The organism is Methylomonas sp. TEB, from assembly GCF_047777895.1.
Classification (GTDB): domain Bacteria; phylum Pseudomonadota; class Gammaproteobacteria; order Methylococcales; family Methylomonadaceae; genus Methylomonas.
The window spans coordinates 1,645,255-1,661,385 of sequence record NZ_CP180476.1; the positions used below are offsets into that span (position 1 = coordinate 1,645,255).

Below are 16,131 nucleotides of genomic sequence, written 5' to 3' on the forward strand. Positions count from 1 at the left end.
TATGCCTGATAGGCCAGCGCGGTGCCAAGCAGTAAGAAAAAGCCGGGTAACACCGGCTTTTTCTTTTTTAGGGATGGGGCTATGGAGTTTGGAGAAAACGCTGCTTGGCTTCGTTGTCTTCGCGTGCGGCGTCTATTTCGCGGATCACACTACGTAGATCGGCTGGTTTATTACTGTCTGCGAAATGCCCGGTCAGCTGGGTTTCCGGGTGCAAATCGCCGCTTTGGTATAGCTTCCACATTTCCTTACCAAAGTGTGTCGTCAACAATTCCGGTGCGAACTGGCCGAAGTAGGCGGCCATATTGGCGACGTCGCGCTCCAGCATTGCGCGGGCATTGTTATTGCCGGCCGCGTCCACCGCTTGCGGTAAATCGATAATCACCGGCCCGTCGCTGCCGACCAGCACGTTGTATTCCGACAAATCGCCATGCACCAGACCATCGCAGAGCATGCGCACGATCTGGCCGATTAGAAAAGCGTGGTATTCGCGGGCCAGCTCTGCCGGCATTTCCAGATCGTTCAGCCTAGGTGCCGGGTGGCCGTCGGCATCGGCGACCAATTCCATCAGTAGCACGCCGTCAATAAAGTTATAGGGTTTAGGTACTCGCACGCCGGCATCCGCCAAGCGGTATAAAGCCGTCACCTCGGCGTTTTGCCAAGCCGATTCCTGTTCTTTACGGCCATAGCTACTGCCTTTTTCCATGGCTCTGGCACGGCGGCTATTGCGCACTTTGCGGCCTTCCTGGTAAAGCACACTTTTTTTAAAGCTGCGCTGGTCGGCCTCCTTGTAAACTTTGGCGCAGCAGATTTCCGAGCCGCAACGCACCACATACACGGCGGCTTCCTTGCCGCTCTTCAGCGAGCCTATGACCTCGTCGATCAAGCCGCTATCGATTAGGGGTTCAAGTCTTTTCGGTGTTTTCATAGTGCCTATTATGCCGCGCTCGCATGAATATCGCGCAAAACTTCTGCCAATCGATGCACTTTTAGCCGCGAGAACAATCCTTATAGTCCCCTCCGGCTCAAATCAATAAGCGCCGATTCGTAAAGGCTATCCATTGAATCGCCGTTGATTTCTCGGTAGCTACAACCTTAGATAAAATCGGGTTTGCCGGGCTCGCGTAGCGTCTGCTAGTGCGCTTGGTTTTACTTTGGTGTTGGTGAATAGGTCGCTTTTTGACATTTTGCTGTTACATTAGCGCTTTTATAAAACGACTCGGCAAGTACCGCTCATCTAATATCATGGCAGATTCAAAACATATCATCATCGTTGGCGCCGGCCCCGGAGGCTTGTGTGCCGGCATGTTACTCAGCCATCGCGGCTTTAAAGTGTCCATATTCGATAAACATCCCAACGTCGGCGGTCGCAATCGGGCCATTACGATGAACGGATTTACCTTCGATACTGGCCCGACCTTTTTGTTGATGAAAGGTGTTTTGGATGAAATGTTTGAATTATGCGGCCGGCGCAGCGAGGACTATATGCAGTTCATGCCGCTAAGTCCGATGTATCGTTTGCTGTATGACGACCGCGAGATCAATGTGTTTTCCGACCGGGAAAACATGCGTGCCGAATTGGAACGGGTATTCGACGAAGGCAGCGCCGGCTACGAGCGTTTCATGGATAACGAGCGCAGCCGCTTCAATCGTTTGTACCCCTGCATTACCCGCGATTACTCGAATTGGTCTTCGTTCTTCTCGTTGGACTTGATCAAGGCTTTGCCCTGGCTGGCGTTTCCAAAAAGCGTGTTCAATAATCTGGGCCAGTATTTTGATAAGGAAAAAATGCGCCTGGCGTTTTGTTTCCAATCCAAGTATCTGGGCATGTCGCCGTGGGAGTGCCCGGCACTGTTTACCATGTTGCCGTACCTTGAGCATGAATACGGCATTTACCACGTTGCCGGCGGTTTAAATAAAATTGCGACGGCGATGGCGCAAGTGGTGACAGAGTCCGGCGGCGAGATTCATCTCAACGCCGAAGTTGCCTCGCTGATCGTTGAAGACGGCGCGACCAAGGGCGTGAGGTTGCAAAATGGCGAGGAAGTCCGTGGCGACGAAGTAATCGTCAATGCCGATTTTGCCCACGCCATGACGCATTTGCTGGAGCCCGGCACCTTGCGCAAATACGATCATCAAGAATTGCAAAAACGCGAGTATTCCTGCTCGACCTTCATGCTCTATCTGGGCCTGGACAAACAATACGATTTGCCGCATCACACCATCGTGTTTGCCAAGGATTACCGCACCAATATTGCCAACATATTCAGCAACAAAACCCTAACCGAGGATTTTTCGTTTTACGTGCAAAACGCGTCGGCCACAGATGCCAGCCTGGCGCCGGCCGGTAAATCGGCCCTGTACGTATTGGTGCCGATGCCGAATAACGACAGCGGCGTCGATTGGCAAGCACATTGCCGGGATGTGCGCGAACAAGTACTGGATACCTTGGGCGCGCGTTTGGGTTTAAGCGATTTACGCGAGCATATCGAATGCGAAAAAATCATCACCCCCGCCACCTGGGAAAGCGAGGAGCACGTTTACAAGGGCGCTACCTTCAGCCTGTCGCACAAATTTAGTCAGATGCTCTATTGGCGGCCACACAACCGTTTCGAAGAACTGGAAAACTGTTATCTGGTCGGCGGCGGCACCCATCCCGGTAGCGGCTTGCCGACCATATACGAGTCGGCGCGGATTTCCTCGAATCTGATTTCCCGCAAGCACCGGGTGCATTTCAAGGAAATTCAACAAAGTACCTGGCTGAAAAAAGCCAAGGCCTAAGCGGTGGCGACTATGCAGGCCGTATCGCCGGTCGATGGCCGCGTGCTGGGCGATTTTCCGGTTAGCGATTTACAGGCGATTCAGCAGCAGATGCTGGCTGCGCGTGCAGCGGCGCAAATCTGGGGCAAGCGGCCGGTAGCCGAAAGGGCGAAAATTCTAGCCAAGCTGGTGCCTTTATTAATGGCCGAGTTGGACGCGATTTGCGAGCAAATCAGTCTGACTACCGGTAAAGTCCGCACCGAAGCCCTGCTGGGCGAGATTTACCCGGTTTTGGATTTGGCCCGCTATTACCAAAAATACGCCGCCAATATCCTGGGCTATCAAGACATTCCCACGTCACCCTTCGCTTTTCCCGGCGCCACTACCGGCATCGAGCGGCGGCCCTACGGTGTGGTTGCGGTGATTTCGCCGTGGAATTATCCGTTTCAACTGTCGGTCGGGCCAATGCTGACGGCTTTGTTTGCCGGCAATGCGGTGCTCTTGAAACCTTCCGAGTTAAGTTTGCCGATTGGCCAGTTGGTTTTCGATTTATTCAAGCAATTGGATTTACCTGAAGGTTTGGTGCAATGCCTGGTCGGCGATGGTGTGACCGGGGCGCAGCTGATCGACGCCGGTCCGGATTTGGTGTTTTTCACCGGTGGCCTGGCTGGCGGTAAAGCCGTCATGCAGCGCGCCGCGCAACACCCCATTCCGGTATTGCTGGAGTTGGGCAGCAAGGACCCGATGCTGGTATTCAACGACGCGCAATTGCAACGCGCCGCCGATGCGGCCTTGTACGGCGCGTTTTGCAATAGCGGCCAGGTCTGCGTGTCGGTCGAGCGTTTGTATGTCCAGCAGGACTGTCACGATGAATTTTTAAGCTTGTTGCAACAGGGCGTTTCGCAATTACAGGTTGGTCACGGCCCGCACGGCGACTTGGGTGCAATGACCAGCGAAAGGCAAATTGCAGTTGTCGAGGCGCATTACCAGGACGCCATTGCCCAAGGCGCGCAAGCCTCCGGGCCGCTGGAACGGCAGGGCAATTATCTGAAACCCGTCGTACTGTGGCATGTGCATCATGGGATGCGGGTAATGCGCGAAGAAAGCTTTGGGCCCTTGCTGCCGGTGATGGCCTTTAGTGACGAAGCCGACGCCATCCGTCTGGCTAACGACAGCGAGTTTGGTTTGAATGCCAGTATCTGGAGCCAGGACATAGCCAAAGCCGAGCGGGTCGCCGGCCAGCTGCAAGTGGGCAATTGGGCAGTCAACGACGTGATCAAGAACATCGGCCATCCCGGCTTGCCGTTCGGCGGCGTGAAAAAAAGCGGCTTTGGCCGTTATCACGGCGCGGAAGGTTTGCGCAGTTTTACCTATCCGGTGGCCGGCATGACCAGTCGCAGCCATTTGCCCAAGGAACCTAACTGGTTTCCGTACTCCGAGCAACGCTACCAAGACTTAAAAGGCTATATGGACTTTGTCTACGGCGAAGGTTCGCTGTTGCAACGCATCAAGCGCAACTGGCCGGCGCTACAAGCTTTTCGGGAATATTCAGTGTTCGATTTAACTCAGCGCTGGCAAAATCTTAAATTACTGTTGTCATGGAAACGGGACTACTGATGAAGCAAAACAATAACAATAAACGTGTCGTCGTGATCGGCGCCGGTCTGGGCGGTTTGTCGGCGGCTATTTCGCTGGCTAGTGAAGGTTTCGCGGTGGAGTTGGTCGAAAAGAACGACAAGGTCGGCGGTAAACTGAACATCATGACTAAAGACGGTTTTACCTTTGATTTGGGACCGTCGATCCTGACCATGCCGCATATCTTCGAAGCACTGTTTACCAAAGTCGGTAAAAACATGGCCGATTATGTCGGCATCGAAAAAGTCGAGCCGCATTGGCGCAATTTCTTTGAAGACGGCACGACGATTGATTTGTGTGAAGACCCCGAAAATCAGCGCCGCGAGCTGGACAAACTGGGGCCGAATACTGCCGCCGAATTTGCCAACTTTATGGCTTATTCCAAAAAGCTGGGCACGGAAACCGAAGCTGGTTATTTTGCCAAGGGCTTGGATACCTTCTGGGAATTGCTGAAGTTTTACGGCCCCATCCGCGCCTTGAATTTCGACGTATTTCGGTCGATGGATCAGGGCGTCAAGCGCTTTATTTCCCATCCCAAACTGGTCGATATCCTCAACTACTTCATCAAATACGTCGGCTCGTCGCCCTACGATTCGCCGGCTTTGATGAATCTGATGCCTTACATTCAATACGAATACGGCTTGTGGTATGTCAAGGGCGGCATGTACGGTTTGGCGCAAGCGCTGGAAAAACTGGCTATCGAGTTGGGTGTAACCATTCGTTTGAACAGCGAAGTTGAGGAAATTCAATACCAAGCCGGCAAAGCCACCGGCATCAAACTGCAAGACGGCGAGGTATTGGCGGCGGACATCGTGGTATCGAATATGGAAGTGATTCCGGCGATGGACAAATTGCTGCATAACTCACCGGCGGAACTGAAAAAAATGCAGCGCTTCGAGCCGACCTGTTCCGGCTTGGTGTTGCATTTGGGTGTGAACCGGTTGTATCCGCAATTGGCGCATCACAATTTCTTTTATTCCGATCATCCGCGCGAGCATTTCGACGCGGTGTTTCGTAGCGGCAAATTGTCCGACGACCCAACGATCTATTTGGTCGCGCCGTGCAAAACCGATCCGAGCCAGGCGCCGGACGGTTGCGAGATCATCAAAATCCTGCCGCACATCCCGCATATCAATCCGGACAAACCGTTGACTGCCGATGATTATTGGGCGCTGCGCGAGCGGGTGCTGGCAAAATTGGAGCGCATGGGCTTGACCGATTTGCGCCAACACATCGTCACCGAAGAGTACTGGACGCCGCTGGATATTCAGGCCAAGTATTATTCCAATCTGGGTTCGATTTACGGCGTGGTGGCGGACCGTTGGAAAAATCTCGGCTTCAAGGCCCCGCAACGCAGCAAGCAATTAAGCAATCTGTATTTCGTCGGCGGCAGCGTCAATCCGGGCGGCGGTATGCCGATGGTGACCTTGTCCGGACAGTTGGTGCGGGATAAGATTTTGGCGGACTTGGGGCAGGCTTAGCCCCAGGCAGACAAAAAATAGGATTTGCATAAGCCGGTTAAATTTAAGCCTACACTTAAGCGGCGTTTGCATGGCTTGGGGGTAGCCCGGCATAAACCCATTCGCGCCGGAGTGCAGTGTTCACGCGCCTTTGGCTTATTTCGTATGCCTACTGTTAGCTAGATTTTATGCTGCTTTTTTTTCGGAATATCCCGGCATCGACCCGGCCCAACGAATTGTATTCTTACGTGGCGATGGCGGTCAGTGAAGATTTAATAGAACAGGCCAAGCACGTGATAACCGTCGACGTGATGGTGATTCGGGACAAGCGCAGCAATCAGCTGGAGCATCACGGCCTGGTGTCAGTGAATTCCGATGAAGCCGGTATTCGCGCTATTAAGAATCTGAACGGCCTGTTGTTTAACGGTTGCGAGGTTTTGGTGCGAGTTTACAAACAGCGCGACGTCAAAAATGACCGGCGCCGCAATGGGGTGCCGGTGCCGAGTGAGATTATCGAGAAACGCATTCAGGATCGGCGCCGCGGCGCTAGCGTGGAAATTTATGTCGATTTTTCCAATGTGTTTTATCCCATCACGCTTTAAAGGCGCCATGCCGTTTGGGTATTAGACCGCTGCTAAAGCCAGACGCGCACGCAGTTCCGGCCATTTTCCTTAGAGGTGTATAACGCTTTATCGGCCTTGGTCAAGACGCAATCCGCCGTACCGCTATCGGCATGCATTAAGGCAATCCCGATGCTGACGGTTATTGGAATTACATGCTTATCTATCATCAGCGGTGTATCGGCCAGCTCCTTACGTAAGCGTTCGGCAATGATCATGGCGGGTTCGGCATCGGTTTCAGGCATGAATATCGCGAACTCCTCGCCGCCAATCCGGCCCACGACATCGATCTGACGTAATTCCGCGCGCATAATGCCGGCAAAGTGCTGCAACATCGCGTCGCCGGTGGGGTGTCCGTAACCGTCGTTAATCTGCTTGAAATGATCCAGATCCAGCATTAATACCGCTACTCGGTGATTATTGCGCTTCACCCTGGCAAATTCGTTTTCCAGACGGGCCATAAAGTGCCGGCGATTTAAAAAACCGGTCAAGCCGTCGGTTGTTGCCAATTCCCACAGTTCGGTTTGCATCCTTTTACGTTCGCTGACATCCTGCTTAACGCCGACGAAATGGCGTATGCAGCCTTGCTGGTCTTTGACTGGGGTAATCACCAGTTCTTCGTCATAAAATTCGCCATTTTTACGCCGGTTGACGATTTCGCCGCGCCAGGTGTTTCCGGACAGTATGGTGTCCCATAAATTGTGATAAAAGGCCGGGTCTTGCTTGCCGGATTTGACCAGTTCGTTGGGCCGCATACCGATAGCTTCGTGGCGGCTAAACCCGGTCAGGGTTTCAAAAGCTTTATTGGCCCATTCGATATTGGCATTGATGTCGGTGATCACGACACCGTGTTCCACCGTTTCCAGGGCCGATATCAGCAAGTGGTCGCGCAACTCCGACGCCTTGCGTAAGCTGATATCCTGATGGATACCCACCGCGCGAATTGGTTGACCATGAAAATCCCACTCCAGCACGCGGCCGGTATCATGCACCCAAACCCAATGGCCATCCTTGTGAAGTAAGCGATGTTCAACAGAGTAAAGCTCGGTTTCGCCGCGCAAATGCGGCTCCAGAGAGGCTGTGATTAACGGCCAGTCATCCGGATGCACCAAGCGTTTCCAGGTGTCAATATCGGATCCGACTTCGTCAAGCGTGTACCCCAGCATCAAGGCCCATAGGTCGTTGAAAATCACTTTTCCGCTGGGAATATGCCAATCCCATAAGCCCAGGCTGGCGCTTTGCAAGGCCATACCCATCCGTTGTTCGGACTCGTGAAGCCGTTTTTCCAGGCTGATTCGCGTCAACGCGTAGCGTATCGCCCTGATCAGACTGTCGGTGTCTATGCTGGTTTTGAGCAGATAATCCTGTGCGCCGCAGTCCAGAGCCTTCAGAGAAAATTCGGTATCGTCGTGCCCGGTCAGCACGATAATCGGCAGCACTCGGGTCGCTTTGCGGATGCGTCTGACGGTATCCAGACCGCGCGAATCCGGTAGACTTAAATCCACCAGCACCACGTCGATCTTTTGTTGGGCAATGATCTGTTCGCCATCCGCCAAATTTTCGCGCCAGATCAACTCAAAACGCAGATTAGGCGAGGCGCGCAAATATTGCCGAACCAGGCTGGCATCGCCCGGTTCGTCTTCAATTAATAAAACGCAGCAATTTGTCGCTTCAGTCATAGTTATTGCTTGCTGGGTAAGCGCACGACATTGAACCAATAGCCTTCGATTTGCCGAACCGCCGCGATAAATTGTTCGACATCCACCGGTTTGGTGATGTAACTGCTGGCGCCTAGTTGGTAGGTTGCCACTACGTCGCGCTCAATATCGGATGTGGTCAGGACAATAGCGGGGATGCTGGAGAAGTCCGGTTCTGACTTGATTTTAGCCAGAAACTCGCGGCCGTTCATACGCGGCATATTCAGATCCAGCAAGATCAAATCCGGGCGCGGCACATCGGTATAGCCGGCACCTTGCCGCCGCAAAAACGCCAGCGCCTCGACACCGTCCCAGACATGATGCAAATTGCAACGCACCCGGTTTTCCTTGAAACTCATTTTCACCAGATGGGCGTCGGCGGGTTCGTCTTCCACCAGCAGCACATCGAACAGCGGCGTTGATTTATCCGTCATGCTTATTTCCTTCGATATTGGGTAGCTCGAACACCACTGCCGTACCGTTCTGCGCCGTACTTTCTATCCAAATTTTGCCGCGGCAACTGCTGACGATACGGCGGGCTATCGACAAACCGATCCCGGTGCCGGCCTCGTTGTCGCGATAATGCAGGCGCTCAAAAATTCCAAAGACCCGTTGCCGGTATTCCGCATCGATTCCGTCGCCGTTATCGCGCACATAATAACGATTTACGTCCAGATCGGATACGCCGCCAATTTCGATGTGTAAGGGGTGTTCAGAATGAGCTGGCCTGCCGTGCTTGAGGGCATTGTCCAAAAGCAATCTAAAAAGCTCGGCCATGCGGGGGAGATCGATAAAGGCATGCGGTAATTCACCGACGCTGACACTGGCGCCGGCAGTTGCTATCTTGTCCGCTAATGCCTGGATAGCCGCTTCGGCTGCGGCTTTGGCGTCCACATGGGTCATTTTGTCGCGGGCTTGATCGGCCGTCACATACAGTTGAATGTCACGTACCAGACCGATTAAACGTTGGGCGTCGTGTTCCAGATAATCCAGGCTGCTATTAATGTCTTCGTCGCCTAAGGCTTCCGGATACGCCTTCAATGAGTTGCGTAAGCGTTGCGTAAAACTGCCGAAGCGGCGAGTCGGCTCCATCAAATGATGGGCGGAAATTTCCGCGAAACGACTCAGATCGGCGTTGCTGGTTTCCAGCGCCATGCTGATTTGTCTGCGTTCGGTAATGTCGATGCACGAGCCGATATAACCGACGAATTCGCCGTGGTCGTCGTAGCGGGGAATGCCGGTGTCGAGCAACCAGCGATATTCACCATCGTAGCGTTTCATTCGATATTCCATGCTGAACGGCAGGTGTTTTTCAAAGTGTTGCGTGTAGTGGTTTAGACAAAACGCCAGTTCATCCGGATGCACTGTTTCTGACCAGCCATTACCTTGTTCTTGTTCGATACTGCGCCCGGTAAAGTCTAACCAGACTTTGTTAAACCAATAATAACGCTGGGTGGTGTCCGAGAGCCAAATCATCACCGGCGCCGAGTCCGCCATGGCGCGGAACCGGCTTTCGCTCTCGCGCAATTCGGCGGTCATGTTTTCTGCCAGGGCCATTGCTCGGCTGCGGCTATTCACCAATTGCCAAGTCAACAGACTTAATAGCAGGCTCAGGCTTACGCTGTTGCCGGCGATAATGAATGGCTTGTCTTGATCAACCCGCGCTTGGAAATTCGGTTCGGCATGAATCAATAAGGTCCATGGGTGGCAAGCCAACACAATCTGTTGTTTGGAAGTCAATAGTGGTTGAATGTTTGCCGGCGGTGCGGAGCCGTACATGCGGCTTTCTTCGTTTAATGTTTCTCCGTCGAATATTTCCAATCCCAAATCGCTTTCTAGTTCGCCGCCAATTCCGGCCATTAAGTCCTTGGTGCGGAATGGTGCGTAAACCCAACCCAGCAGATCGATGCGGCGTTGCTCCAGCGTGTCGTGCGGCACGTCCTTTTTATACACCGGCAGGTACATTAAAAAGCCGGCTTGCACGTCTTGTTCGGTTTCCTGCAATAAGATCACTTTGCCGCTGATGCCCAGGCTATTGTTGTCGCGGGCATAGCTCATCGCGCGGTTTCGAGTTGGCTCAGAGAACATGTCGAAACTGAATGCGCGTAGATTGCGACCTAAAAATGGTTCCAGATAAATTATCGATGTGTAAAAATCCCGCTCGCCGACGGGATGGATGTCGTAATCGGCAAAGCCTTGTTTGCGCATCTCGGCAACATGCCGGTCTTTCTCGGTTTTCGGTATCCACAGCGAAAAGCCCACGCCCTGGATGCCGGGAAAGCGTTGGTCGAGGTTCAGAGCGGAGACATATTCCCTATATTCGCTGCGTTCTACCAGTCCTGATGCGGCAAACAAACCCCGGGCGCCATATAGCATTTGCTCGTAAGTTTGTAATCGTTGCTCAATACTTTGCACCAATTGCCGGACGCGGAAATCGAAATAGAGCTGGCGTTCGTGTGCCAAGTCTTCAACCGCAATCCGCCAAGCCTGGTAGCTGGTGAGCAATGTAATCAGCAGGACTGCCACCGTCAGCCAGTGGCTGTAATACCGCGGTTTGCTCAGGCTTGAGCGTGGCTGGGCGCCGACCGAAGTTTCAGGGTGCTTATTCATGTCGGCTGGCTGTCGGTTGCGGGGGTATAGCCCAAGGGAATTTCAAACGTAAAACAGGAACCCAGGCCTTCGCCGGCGGAATCCACCCATATTTTGCCGTTGTGATGTTCTATTATGCGCCGGCACAAAGCCAGGCCCATACCGGTGCCTTCGAAGCGCGTGCGGGCTTGCAGGCGGCTAAAGAACTGAAACAGCCTATCAAATTGTTCGGGGTCTATACCGATGCCGTTGTCGCGCACGCTGAGCCGCCAACAGCCGTCAATGACCTCGGAGTTAACATCGATAATGGGAGCTTGGTATTCTTGCCGGTAGTGCAGGGCGTTAACCAACAGGTTTTGCAGCAGGCGGCTGAGCTCGTCGCGGCTGGCATACAGGATAGGCCAGTCGCCTTGGCAACGGATGTTGGCTTGGCATTGTGTTGCCAAGGGTTCGACGAATTGCAACACTTCGTCGCGGACCGCGTCGCTGGCAATCCAGGATTTTTGTTGAGTCTTGCGGCCGACGCGCGAATACTCGAGCAGCGAGACGATCATCGCATCCATCCGTTTGGCACCCTCCAGCGCAAAATTCAGATTTTGCCGCGCGTCTTCATCCAGTGATTCCCTGAGATTGCGTTCCAAAAATTGCAAATGGCCGGAGACCATGCGCAAAGGCTGGCGCATATCGTGGGAGACACTGTAAGCGAACTGTTCCAGATCGACATTGGAACGCAACAAGGCGTCGTGGCTTTGCCTTAATTCTTGTTCTATCTGTTTATGCTTATCGATATCGACATGCGTACCCAACATCCGTTGCGGTTTGCCTTCCGGTGTGTGCGCCACCACCATGCCCTTGGCGAGTATCCACTTATAGCGTCCATCCTTGCAGCGCATGCGAAACTCCACCCAATACAATTTATTCTTGCCGTCGAAGTAGTCGGACAGGGTTTGCAGTACCCGGTCGGTATCGTCCGGATGCAGGCTGTCGCGCCAGGCATCGAAGTTATTGGCGAATTCTTCGGGTTGATAACCCACCATTGATTTCCAGCGCGGCGAGAAAAACACCTCGCCGCTGATGATGTCCCAATCCCATACCCCTTCGTCGGCGCCTTCCAGAGCAAATTTCCAGCGATATTCGCTATCCGCCAGCCGAATATTCTGTTCGCGGACTCGGCGCCGTTCCGCAGCGAGATAACGGTTTACCCAGAACAAACTCAAGCTGAGCAACACTACCAGCATGACACCGGCGCTGAGTGCCAGTATCGGTGTCGGGTAGCGTTGCCAAATATCCGTCAACGTGAATGACGGAACGGCGTCGAACGGCTTGGCGCGCACGTTCCGCAGTAGTTGTTCCACCGAATTGTAATCGGCCGGGATGGTAAAGCCTTCAATCCCCGGAATAAGGTCGGGGCTCATCAGCAGCAAACAGCCGGCGACTTTTTTGGCCAGCGCGCGGTCTACGTTGGGCATGGCTAAAAACGGCCACTCGGGATAAAGTGCAGTCGATAGCAGCTTGAATTCAGTAGAGGGTTGGACGTTGAGGATTTTGATTTGCCGCAGATCGAGCTTGCCATTTTTGGCCAAATCCTCCAGAACTCCGGTGCGGACAAAGCCTATATCTGCGTGCCCGGACAATACCGCTTCCGTTACCGCGTCGTGCGGCATACCTGTGATGACCAATTGGGATGCCTTGACTAAGTCTATGCCGGCTTGGGCGGCTTCGTAGGCTTGCATTTGAAAGCCGCCCAGGGAGTCTTGACTGGTAGCGGCGATTTTTTTGCCGCGCAGGTCGCCGAGTGCGTTGAGATCCAAACGCTCGGCTTTCGCAAAGATGACGCCGCCGAACTTATCCTGAGAGCCGCCGTCCTCGTGTCTGAGCAATGTGGCCAGCGGTGCTGAAAAGCCGTGTTGATAGCTGATATGGACATAGTGGCCGGGATTGGTCAGCACAAAGTCCAATTGGCTACTGTCCACACCGGCCTCCAGTTCGTCGTAGTTCAAAGCTTCGACGATGAATTCGCGCTCCGGTATGGCCTGGTGCAAGACTTTACTCAGTGTTTGCCATTGTTCCAGGGTTTGCGGCTTGGGCCGATAGGCTAATACACCGATTCGCACTGGTGCGTCGGCCAGCGCTGAAAAGCTGAACAGCACGCAGCAGCCCAGTAACAGAAATTTCATCCGGTTAAGCAAAGCGTTTGTAATCATTAATAAATGGCCACGGCTCATTTAGGTAAAACCCAATACTCAGCTGTTCAATGTCCCAAACATTCTCTAATGTTCAGGCGGGTTGCCTTGCGCGCCGGCCAGAAGGCGGCTATCCAGGCCACGATTAACATGATCATCAGCCAGTACAGAACAGCCCACCAGTCGAAACGGAAATCCAGCCGTATGCCAAGCATAGTCTGTCCGAGTTGTTTGGCTAGCGGTTCGGCAGCCAAATAAGCCAAAGGAATACTCAGTAACCAAGCCATGCCGCCATGCAGCAGACCTTCCAGTAAAAACATGCGGAATATTTTTTTGGACGGGGCGCCGATGGCGCGCAACACGCCAATTTCGCGAATGCGCTGCAATACGCTAATGGCTAATGTGCCTGATAAACCGATACCGCCGACTGCCGCAATCATGCAGGCCAGGCCCAGCAGGGTGTTCAGCACTGATTTGAATTGGTTGCGGGTAAACTGGCGTTGTTCCAGTTTGGCAAGCGTGGTGTAAACATCCAGTTGTACATCATGGTCCTGAAACTGTTGTTGCAAGTTGCGTAGGTAGTCGGCCTCCTGATGTAGGTCGGCGACCGGCGCATCGAGCAGTGCAAACGACGCCATTTCCCGGCTTTGAGTGATCTGCCGTAGAGTTTCCAACGGTGCATAGACCGGTTCCACTGCATAACTATTGCCGGCCAACCAACGATAGATGCCTATCACTTGCCATTTCTGGTGATCGGCGCCTAGCGCGACGTCCAGCATATCGCCGGCTCGGACACCGTTCAGCGCGGCCGTATCCGCACTCAGCACCAGTACGCGCTGGCCGGCGTCGCTGGCTTGGAGCCAGCGTCCGGATTCAATTAGCGGTTGGTACATAGTCGAGTTGTCCGGCAACGCCAGCATCTGCAGGCCCAGGCTGCCCTTTTGCGGTAACGCTAGGCCGTCCTTGGCAATTTGTATGCTGGATCGTTGCCAGAATTCTATTTGTGCCGTGCCGGCTACCGCTGCGGCGATGTCGCGTACTTTTTGCTCGGGTTGGTCGCTGGTAAAACCCAGCCGCACGGTATAACGGCTGCGGGCCATTTCCCGGTCCAGCGTTAAATTCAGCGAAGCGATCAAACTGGTCAACACCAAAAACATCACGCCGGCACAGACCAATACGCCTTGTGTCAAGACCAGCCTGGCTTTACGGCGGAACAAATTCCCTAAGGCTGCGGCGGATAAAGTCGGCAGAAAGCGCGCGCCGAACTTTTCTATTAGCAGATCGAAACGGTTGCAGCCAAAATCGGCGCCCACGCCGTAACTGGCGATTGCCGCACGCACCGTCAGCGCAGCGCCGCGCAGAATCGGCGGCAAACCCGCCAGCAACGGCGCCAGCAGGCCCCCGAGTAGCATGTAATTAACGGCGAGCGTGGAAACGACAAACGCGCCGCAGTCGATATTGAATAAAGCCAGCAGTCGGCAAGCGCTGAAATAAGCGGCGGCTAGGGCCGGCGGTATGGCCAAAATGATCGCCACCAACGATAGAGATAGGATTTCCAGTAGATACAGTTTGGCAATCGTGACGGTCTTGGCGCCCAGCGCTTTCATCACGCCGATCTGATCGGTTTGCTGGGTAATATGGGCCGATACTGTGTTTAAAATTAATACGCTAGCCAGGGCTAACGAGACCAAGGCCATGATTTGCAGTACACCGTTGATCCCGGCTAGAAACGGCCGGCCCCAATGTTGTTCCGGGTCTTGCAATAAAGTGACATTGACGCCGATATGCTGCGCGCTCAGCAGGCTGCGAATTTGCCCGGCAACGCTGCGGGCGGATTCACTGCTGTAAGGTTCGGCGATTTGCACCAGCAACTGCCGGAAACTGTGTGCCGGAATGCCGAATTGGGTGGCTTGCGCGGTGCCGGCAAAAAAATGTATTTGGCCGCCGAATTTGGGCGGTTTAACGAAGGGATGGCGGACGATACCGCCGATAGGCAAGGTCTGCGGGCCTTGGGTGGTTTCGAATTCTATGTCGCCGCTTTGCATGCTGCTAAACTGGGCCGAGAGGTTTTCTATCGCTATTTGATTAACGCCCGGCCAATTGCCGGATTGCAGCACGGTTTTGTCGAAATGTTGCTTGCCATAGTCGGGCCGGATGATCAGCGTGCCCAGACGCCAGTCGGTTTCGCCCGGTCTGCGGAAGTGTACGCTCAGCGGCGTCATGGTATCGACGCCGGCTACGCCGGGTATGGCTTTGATTTGCTCCAACAAACTAATATCGGCATCATTGCGCAAGATCAGATTGATATGCGAGGGTTGCGATTGCCGATGCGCGGCATCCATTTTGCTCAGCAGTAAATCGATCATGCCGAATAAAGTCCCGACACAGCAGACTCCGACGGCGATGCTGATAATCGCCAAGGCAGTGCGGCTTTTGGTCAGCCATAAGTCGGCCCAGACTTTATGCCACAGCGTATTCACCTGCTGTCTACCGGCTGGCTGTCGGCGTGGATTCGTCCGGAGCGGATTTCCAGTTTGCGGCTGGCGGCGTCGGCCAAGGTTTCGTTGTGGGTGACCATTACCAGGGTTTTGCCTTGATCGCGCAGATGCGCAAACAAATCGAACACCGAATCGGCGGTGGCCGCATCCAGATTGCCGGTGGGTTCGTCGGCGACGATCAGCGGGGGATCGTTGGCCAGCGCGCGGGCAATCGCCGCCCGTTGTTGCTGGCCGCCGGACACCTGGCTGGGCAAGCGCTCCGCGGCATCGGCCAGGCCGACCAGTTCCAGTAAATACATGGCCCGCTCACGGCGCTGGCTTTTGCTTAATCGGCCGAGAAAATCCATGGGCAGTACGATGTTTTGCAGCAGATTCAAGGTAGGCAATAACTGGAAGAACTGAAACACGATGCCGACATTGGCGCCGCGCCAGATGCTGAGTTTTTCGTTACTGAGTGTTTGCAGCTCGGTGCCGTTGACGCTCACTTGGCCTTGGCTGGGGTGGTCGATGCCGGTGAGTAAGTTTAAAAGGGTGGATTTGCCGTTGCCGGACGGGCCGACGATGGCCACAAATTCGCCGGGGTAAATATCCAGATTGATGTCGTGCAAGACAGTTTGCAGCGTGCCGGCTTGCGGATAGTCCTTATAAACCTGTTTCAGTTCGATGATCTTTTTCATAACAGCCGGCAAATT

General features: G+C 53.9%; 11 protein-coding genes. 4 read left to right on the top strand and 7 right to left on the bottom strand.

Annotated features, from left to right (window positions below):
* Window positions 1-79: 79 nt before the first annotated feature.
* Entirely contained in the window at window positions 80-925 is an 846-nt protein-coding gene (locus ACMXD4_RS07480) for a PA4780 family RIO1-like protein kinase (protein ID WP_171696001.1), read from the bottom strand.
* 317 nt (window positions 926-1,242) lie between these two features.
* Between ACMXD4_RS07480 and ACMXD4_RS07485 the strand changes: the two genes are divergently transcribed.
* From ACMXD4_RS07485 to ACMXD4_RS07500, 4 genes are all read left to right on the top strand, one after another.
* Complete coding sequence (locus ACMXD4_RS07485) at window positions 1,243-2,778, top strand: phytoene desaturase family protein (protein WP_415880340.1); 1,536 nt, start codon at window positions 1,243-1,245, stop codon at window positions 2,776-2,778.
* A 12-nt stretch (window positions 2,779-2,790) separates the two neighbouring features.
* Window positions 2,791-4,374: an aldehyde dehydrogenase family protein gene (locus ACMXD4_RS07490; protein ID WP_415880341.1), complete on the top strand. Its 1,584-nt coding sequence runs from the start codon at window positions 2,791-2,793 to the stop codon at window positions 4,372-4,374.
* Window positions 4,374-5,873, top strand: a complete 1,500-nt coding sequence (locus ACMXD4_RS07495; protein WP_415880342.1) for a phytoene desaturase family protein — start codon at window positions 4,374-4,376, stop codon at window positions 5,871-5,873. The genes ACMXD4_RS07490 and ACMXD4_RS07495 overlap by 1 nt, the downstream gene beginning before the upstream one ends.
* A gap of 167 nt (window positions 5,874-6,040) precedes the next feature.
* Window positions 6,041-6,454 (top strand): RNA recognition motif domain-containing protein, encoded by a 414-nt coding sequence (locus ACMXD4_RS07500; protein WP_101055079.1) that lies wholly within the window; start codon window positions 6,041-6,043, stop codon window positions 6,452-6,454.
* A gap of 32 nt (window positions 6,455-6,486) precedes the next feature.
* On the opposite strand, the gene ACMXD4_RS07505 is transcribed toward ACMXD4_RS07500, so the two are convergent.
* The 6 genes from ACMXD4_RS07505 to ACMXD4_RS07530 form a co-directional block, all read right to left on the bottom strand.
* Window positions 6,487-8,151 carry a diguanylate cyclase gene (locus ACMXD4_RS07505; RefSeq protein ID WP_415880343.1) on the bottom strand — a complete coding sequence of 555 codons (1,665 nt, stop codon included), beginning with the start codon at window positions 8,149-8,151 and terminating at the stop codon, window positions 6,487-6,489.
* Window positions 8,152-8,153: 2 nt separating this feature from the next.
* A complete protein-coding gene (locus tag ACMXD4_RS07510) occupies window positions 8,154-8,603 on the bottom strand; it encodes a response regulator (RefSeq protein ID WP_415880344.1) in 450 nt (149 codons plus the stop codon).
* Window positions 8,593-10,779, bottom strand: coding sequence for a CHASE domain-containing protein (locus tag ACMXD4_RS07515; protein ID WP_415880345.1), 2,187 nt, complete (start codon window positions 10,777-10,779; stop codon window positions 8,593-8,595). The genes ACMXD4_RS07510 and ACMXD4_RS07515 overlap by 11 nt, the downstream gene beginning before the upstream one ends.
* On the bottom strand, window positions 10,776-12,935 hold the full coding sequence (locus tag ACMXD4_RS07520) for a PhnD/SsuA/transferrin family substrate-binding protein (protein WP_415880346.1): 2,160 nt from the start codon (window positions 12,933-12,935) through the stop codon (window positions 10,776-10,778). The genes ACMXD4_RS07515 and ACMXD4_RS07520 overlap by 4 nt, the downstream gene beginning before the upstream one ends.
* A 74-nt stretch (window positions 12,936-13,009) precedes the next feature.
* Window positions 13,010-15,421, bottom strand: coding sequence for an ABC transporter permease (locus tag ACMXD4_RS07525; RefSeq protein ID WP_415880347.1), 2,412 nt, complete (start codon window positions 15,419-15,421; stop codon window positions 13,010-13,012).
* Window positions 15,418-16,116, bottom strand: a complete 699-nt coding sequence (locus ACMXD4_RS07530) for an ABC transporter ATP-binding protein (RefSeq protein WP_415880348.1) — start codon at window positions 16,114-16,116, stop codon at window positions 15,418-15,420. Before ACMXD4_RS07530 ends, ACMXD4_RS07525 begins: the two co-directional genes overlap by 4 nt.
* Between the last annotated feature and the right edge of the window lie 15 nt (window positions 16,117-16,131).

What these genes read in the sequence shown, in the direction of transcription:
- ACMXD4_RS07480 (WP_171696001.1), bottom strand. Translation starts at nt 925, where the DNA reads ATGAAAACACCGAAAAGACTTGAACCCCTAATCGATAGCGGCTTGATC.
- ACMXD4_RS07485 (WP_415880340.1), top strand. Translation starts at nt 1,243, where the DNA reads ATGGCAGATTCAAAACATATCATCATCGTTGGCGCCGGCCCCGGAGGC.
- ACMXD4_RS07490 (WP_415880341.1), top strand. Translation starts at nt 2,791, where the DNA reads ATGCAGGCCGTATCGCCGGTCGATGGCCGCGTGCTGGGCGATTTTCCG.
- ACMXD4_RS07495 (WP_415880342.1), top strand. Translation starts at nt 4,374, where the DNA reads ATGAAGCAAAACAATAACAATAAACGTGTCGTCGTGATCGGCGCCGGT.
- ACMXD4_RS07500 (WP_101055079.1), top strand. Translation starts at nt 6,041, where the DNA reads ATGCTGCTTTTTTTTCGGAATATCCCGGCATCGACCCGGCCCAACGAA.
- ACMXD4_RS07505 (WP_415880343.1), bottom strand. Translation starts at nt 8,151, where the DNA reads ATGACTGAAGCGACAAATTGCTGCGTTTTATTAATTGAAGACGAACCG.
- ACMXD4_RS07510 (WP_415880344.1), bottom strand. Translation starts at nt 8,603, where the DNA reads ATGACGGATAAATCAACGCCGCTGTTCGATGTGCTGCTGGTGGAAGAC.
- ACMXD4_RS07515 (WP_415880345.1), bottom strand. Translation starts at nt 10,779, where the DNA reads ATGAATAAGCACCCTGAAACTTCGGTCGGCGCCCAGCCACGCTCAAGC.
- ACMXD4_RS07520 (WP_415880346.1), bottom strand. Translation starts at nt 12,935, where the DNA reads ATGAAATTTCTGTTACTGGGCTGCTGCGTGCTGTTCAGCTTTTCAGCG.
- ACMXD4_RS07530 (WP_415880348.1), bottom strand. Translation starts at nt 16,116, where the DNA reads ATGAAAAAGATCATCGAACTGAAACAGGTTTATAAGGACTATCCGCAA.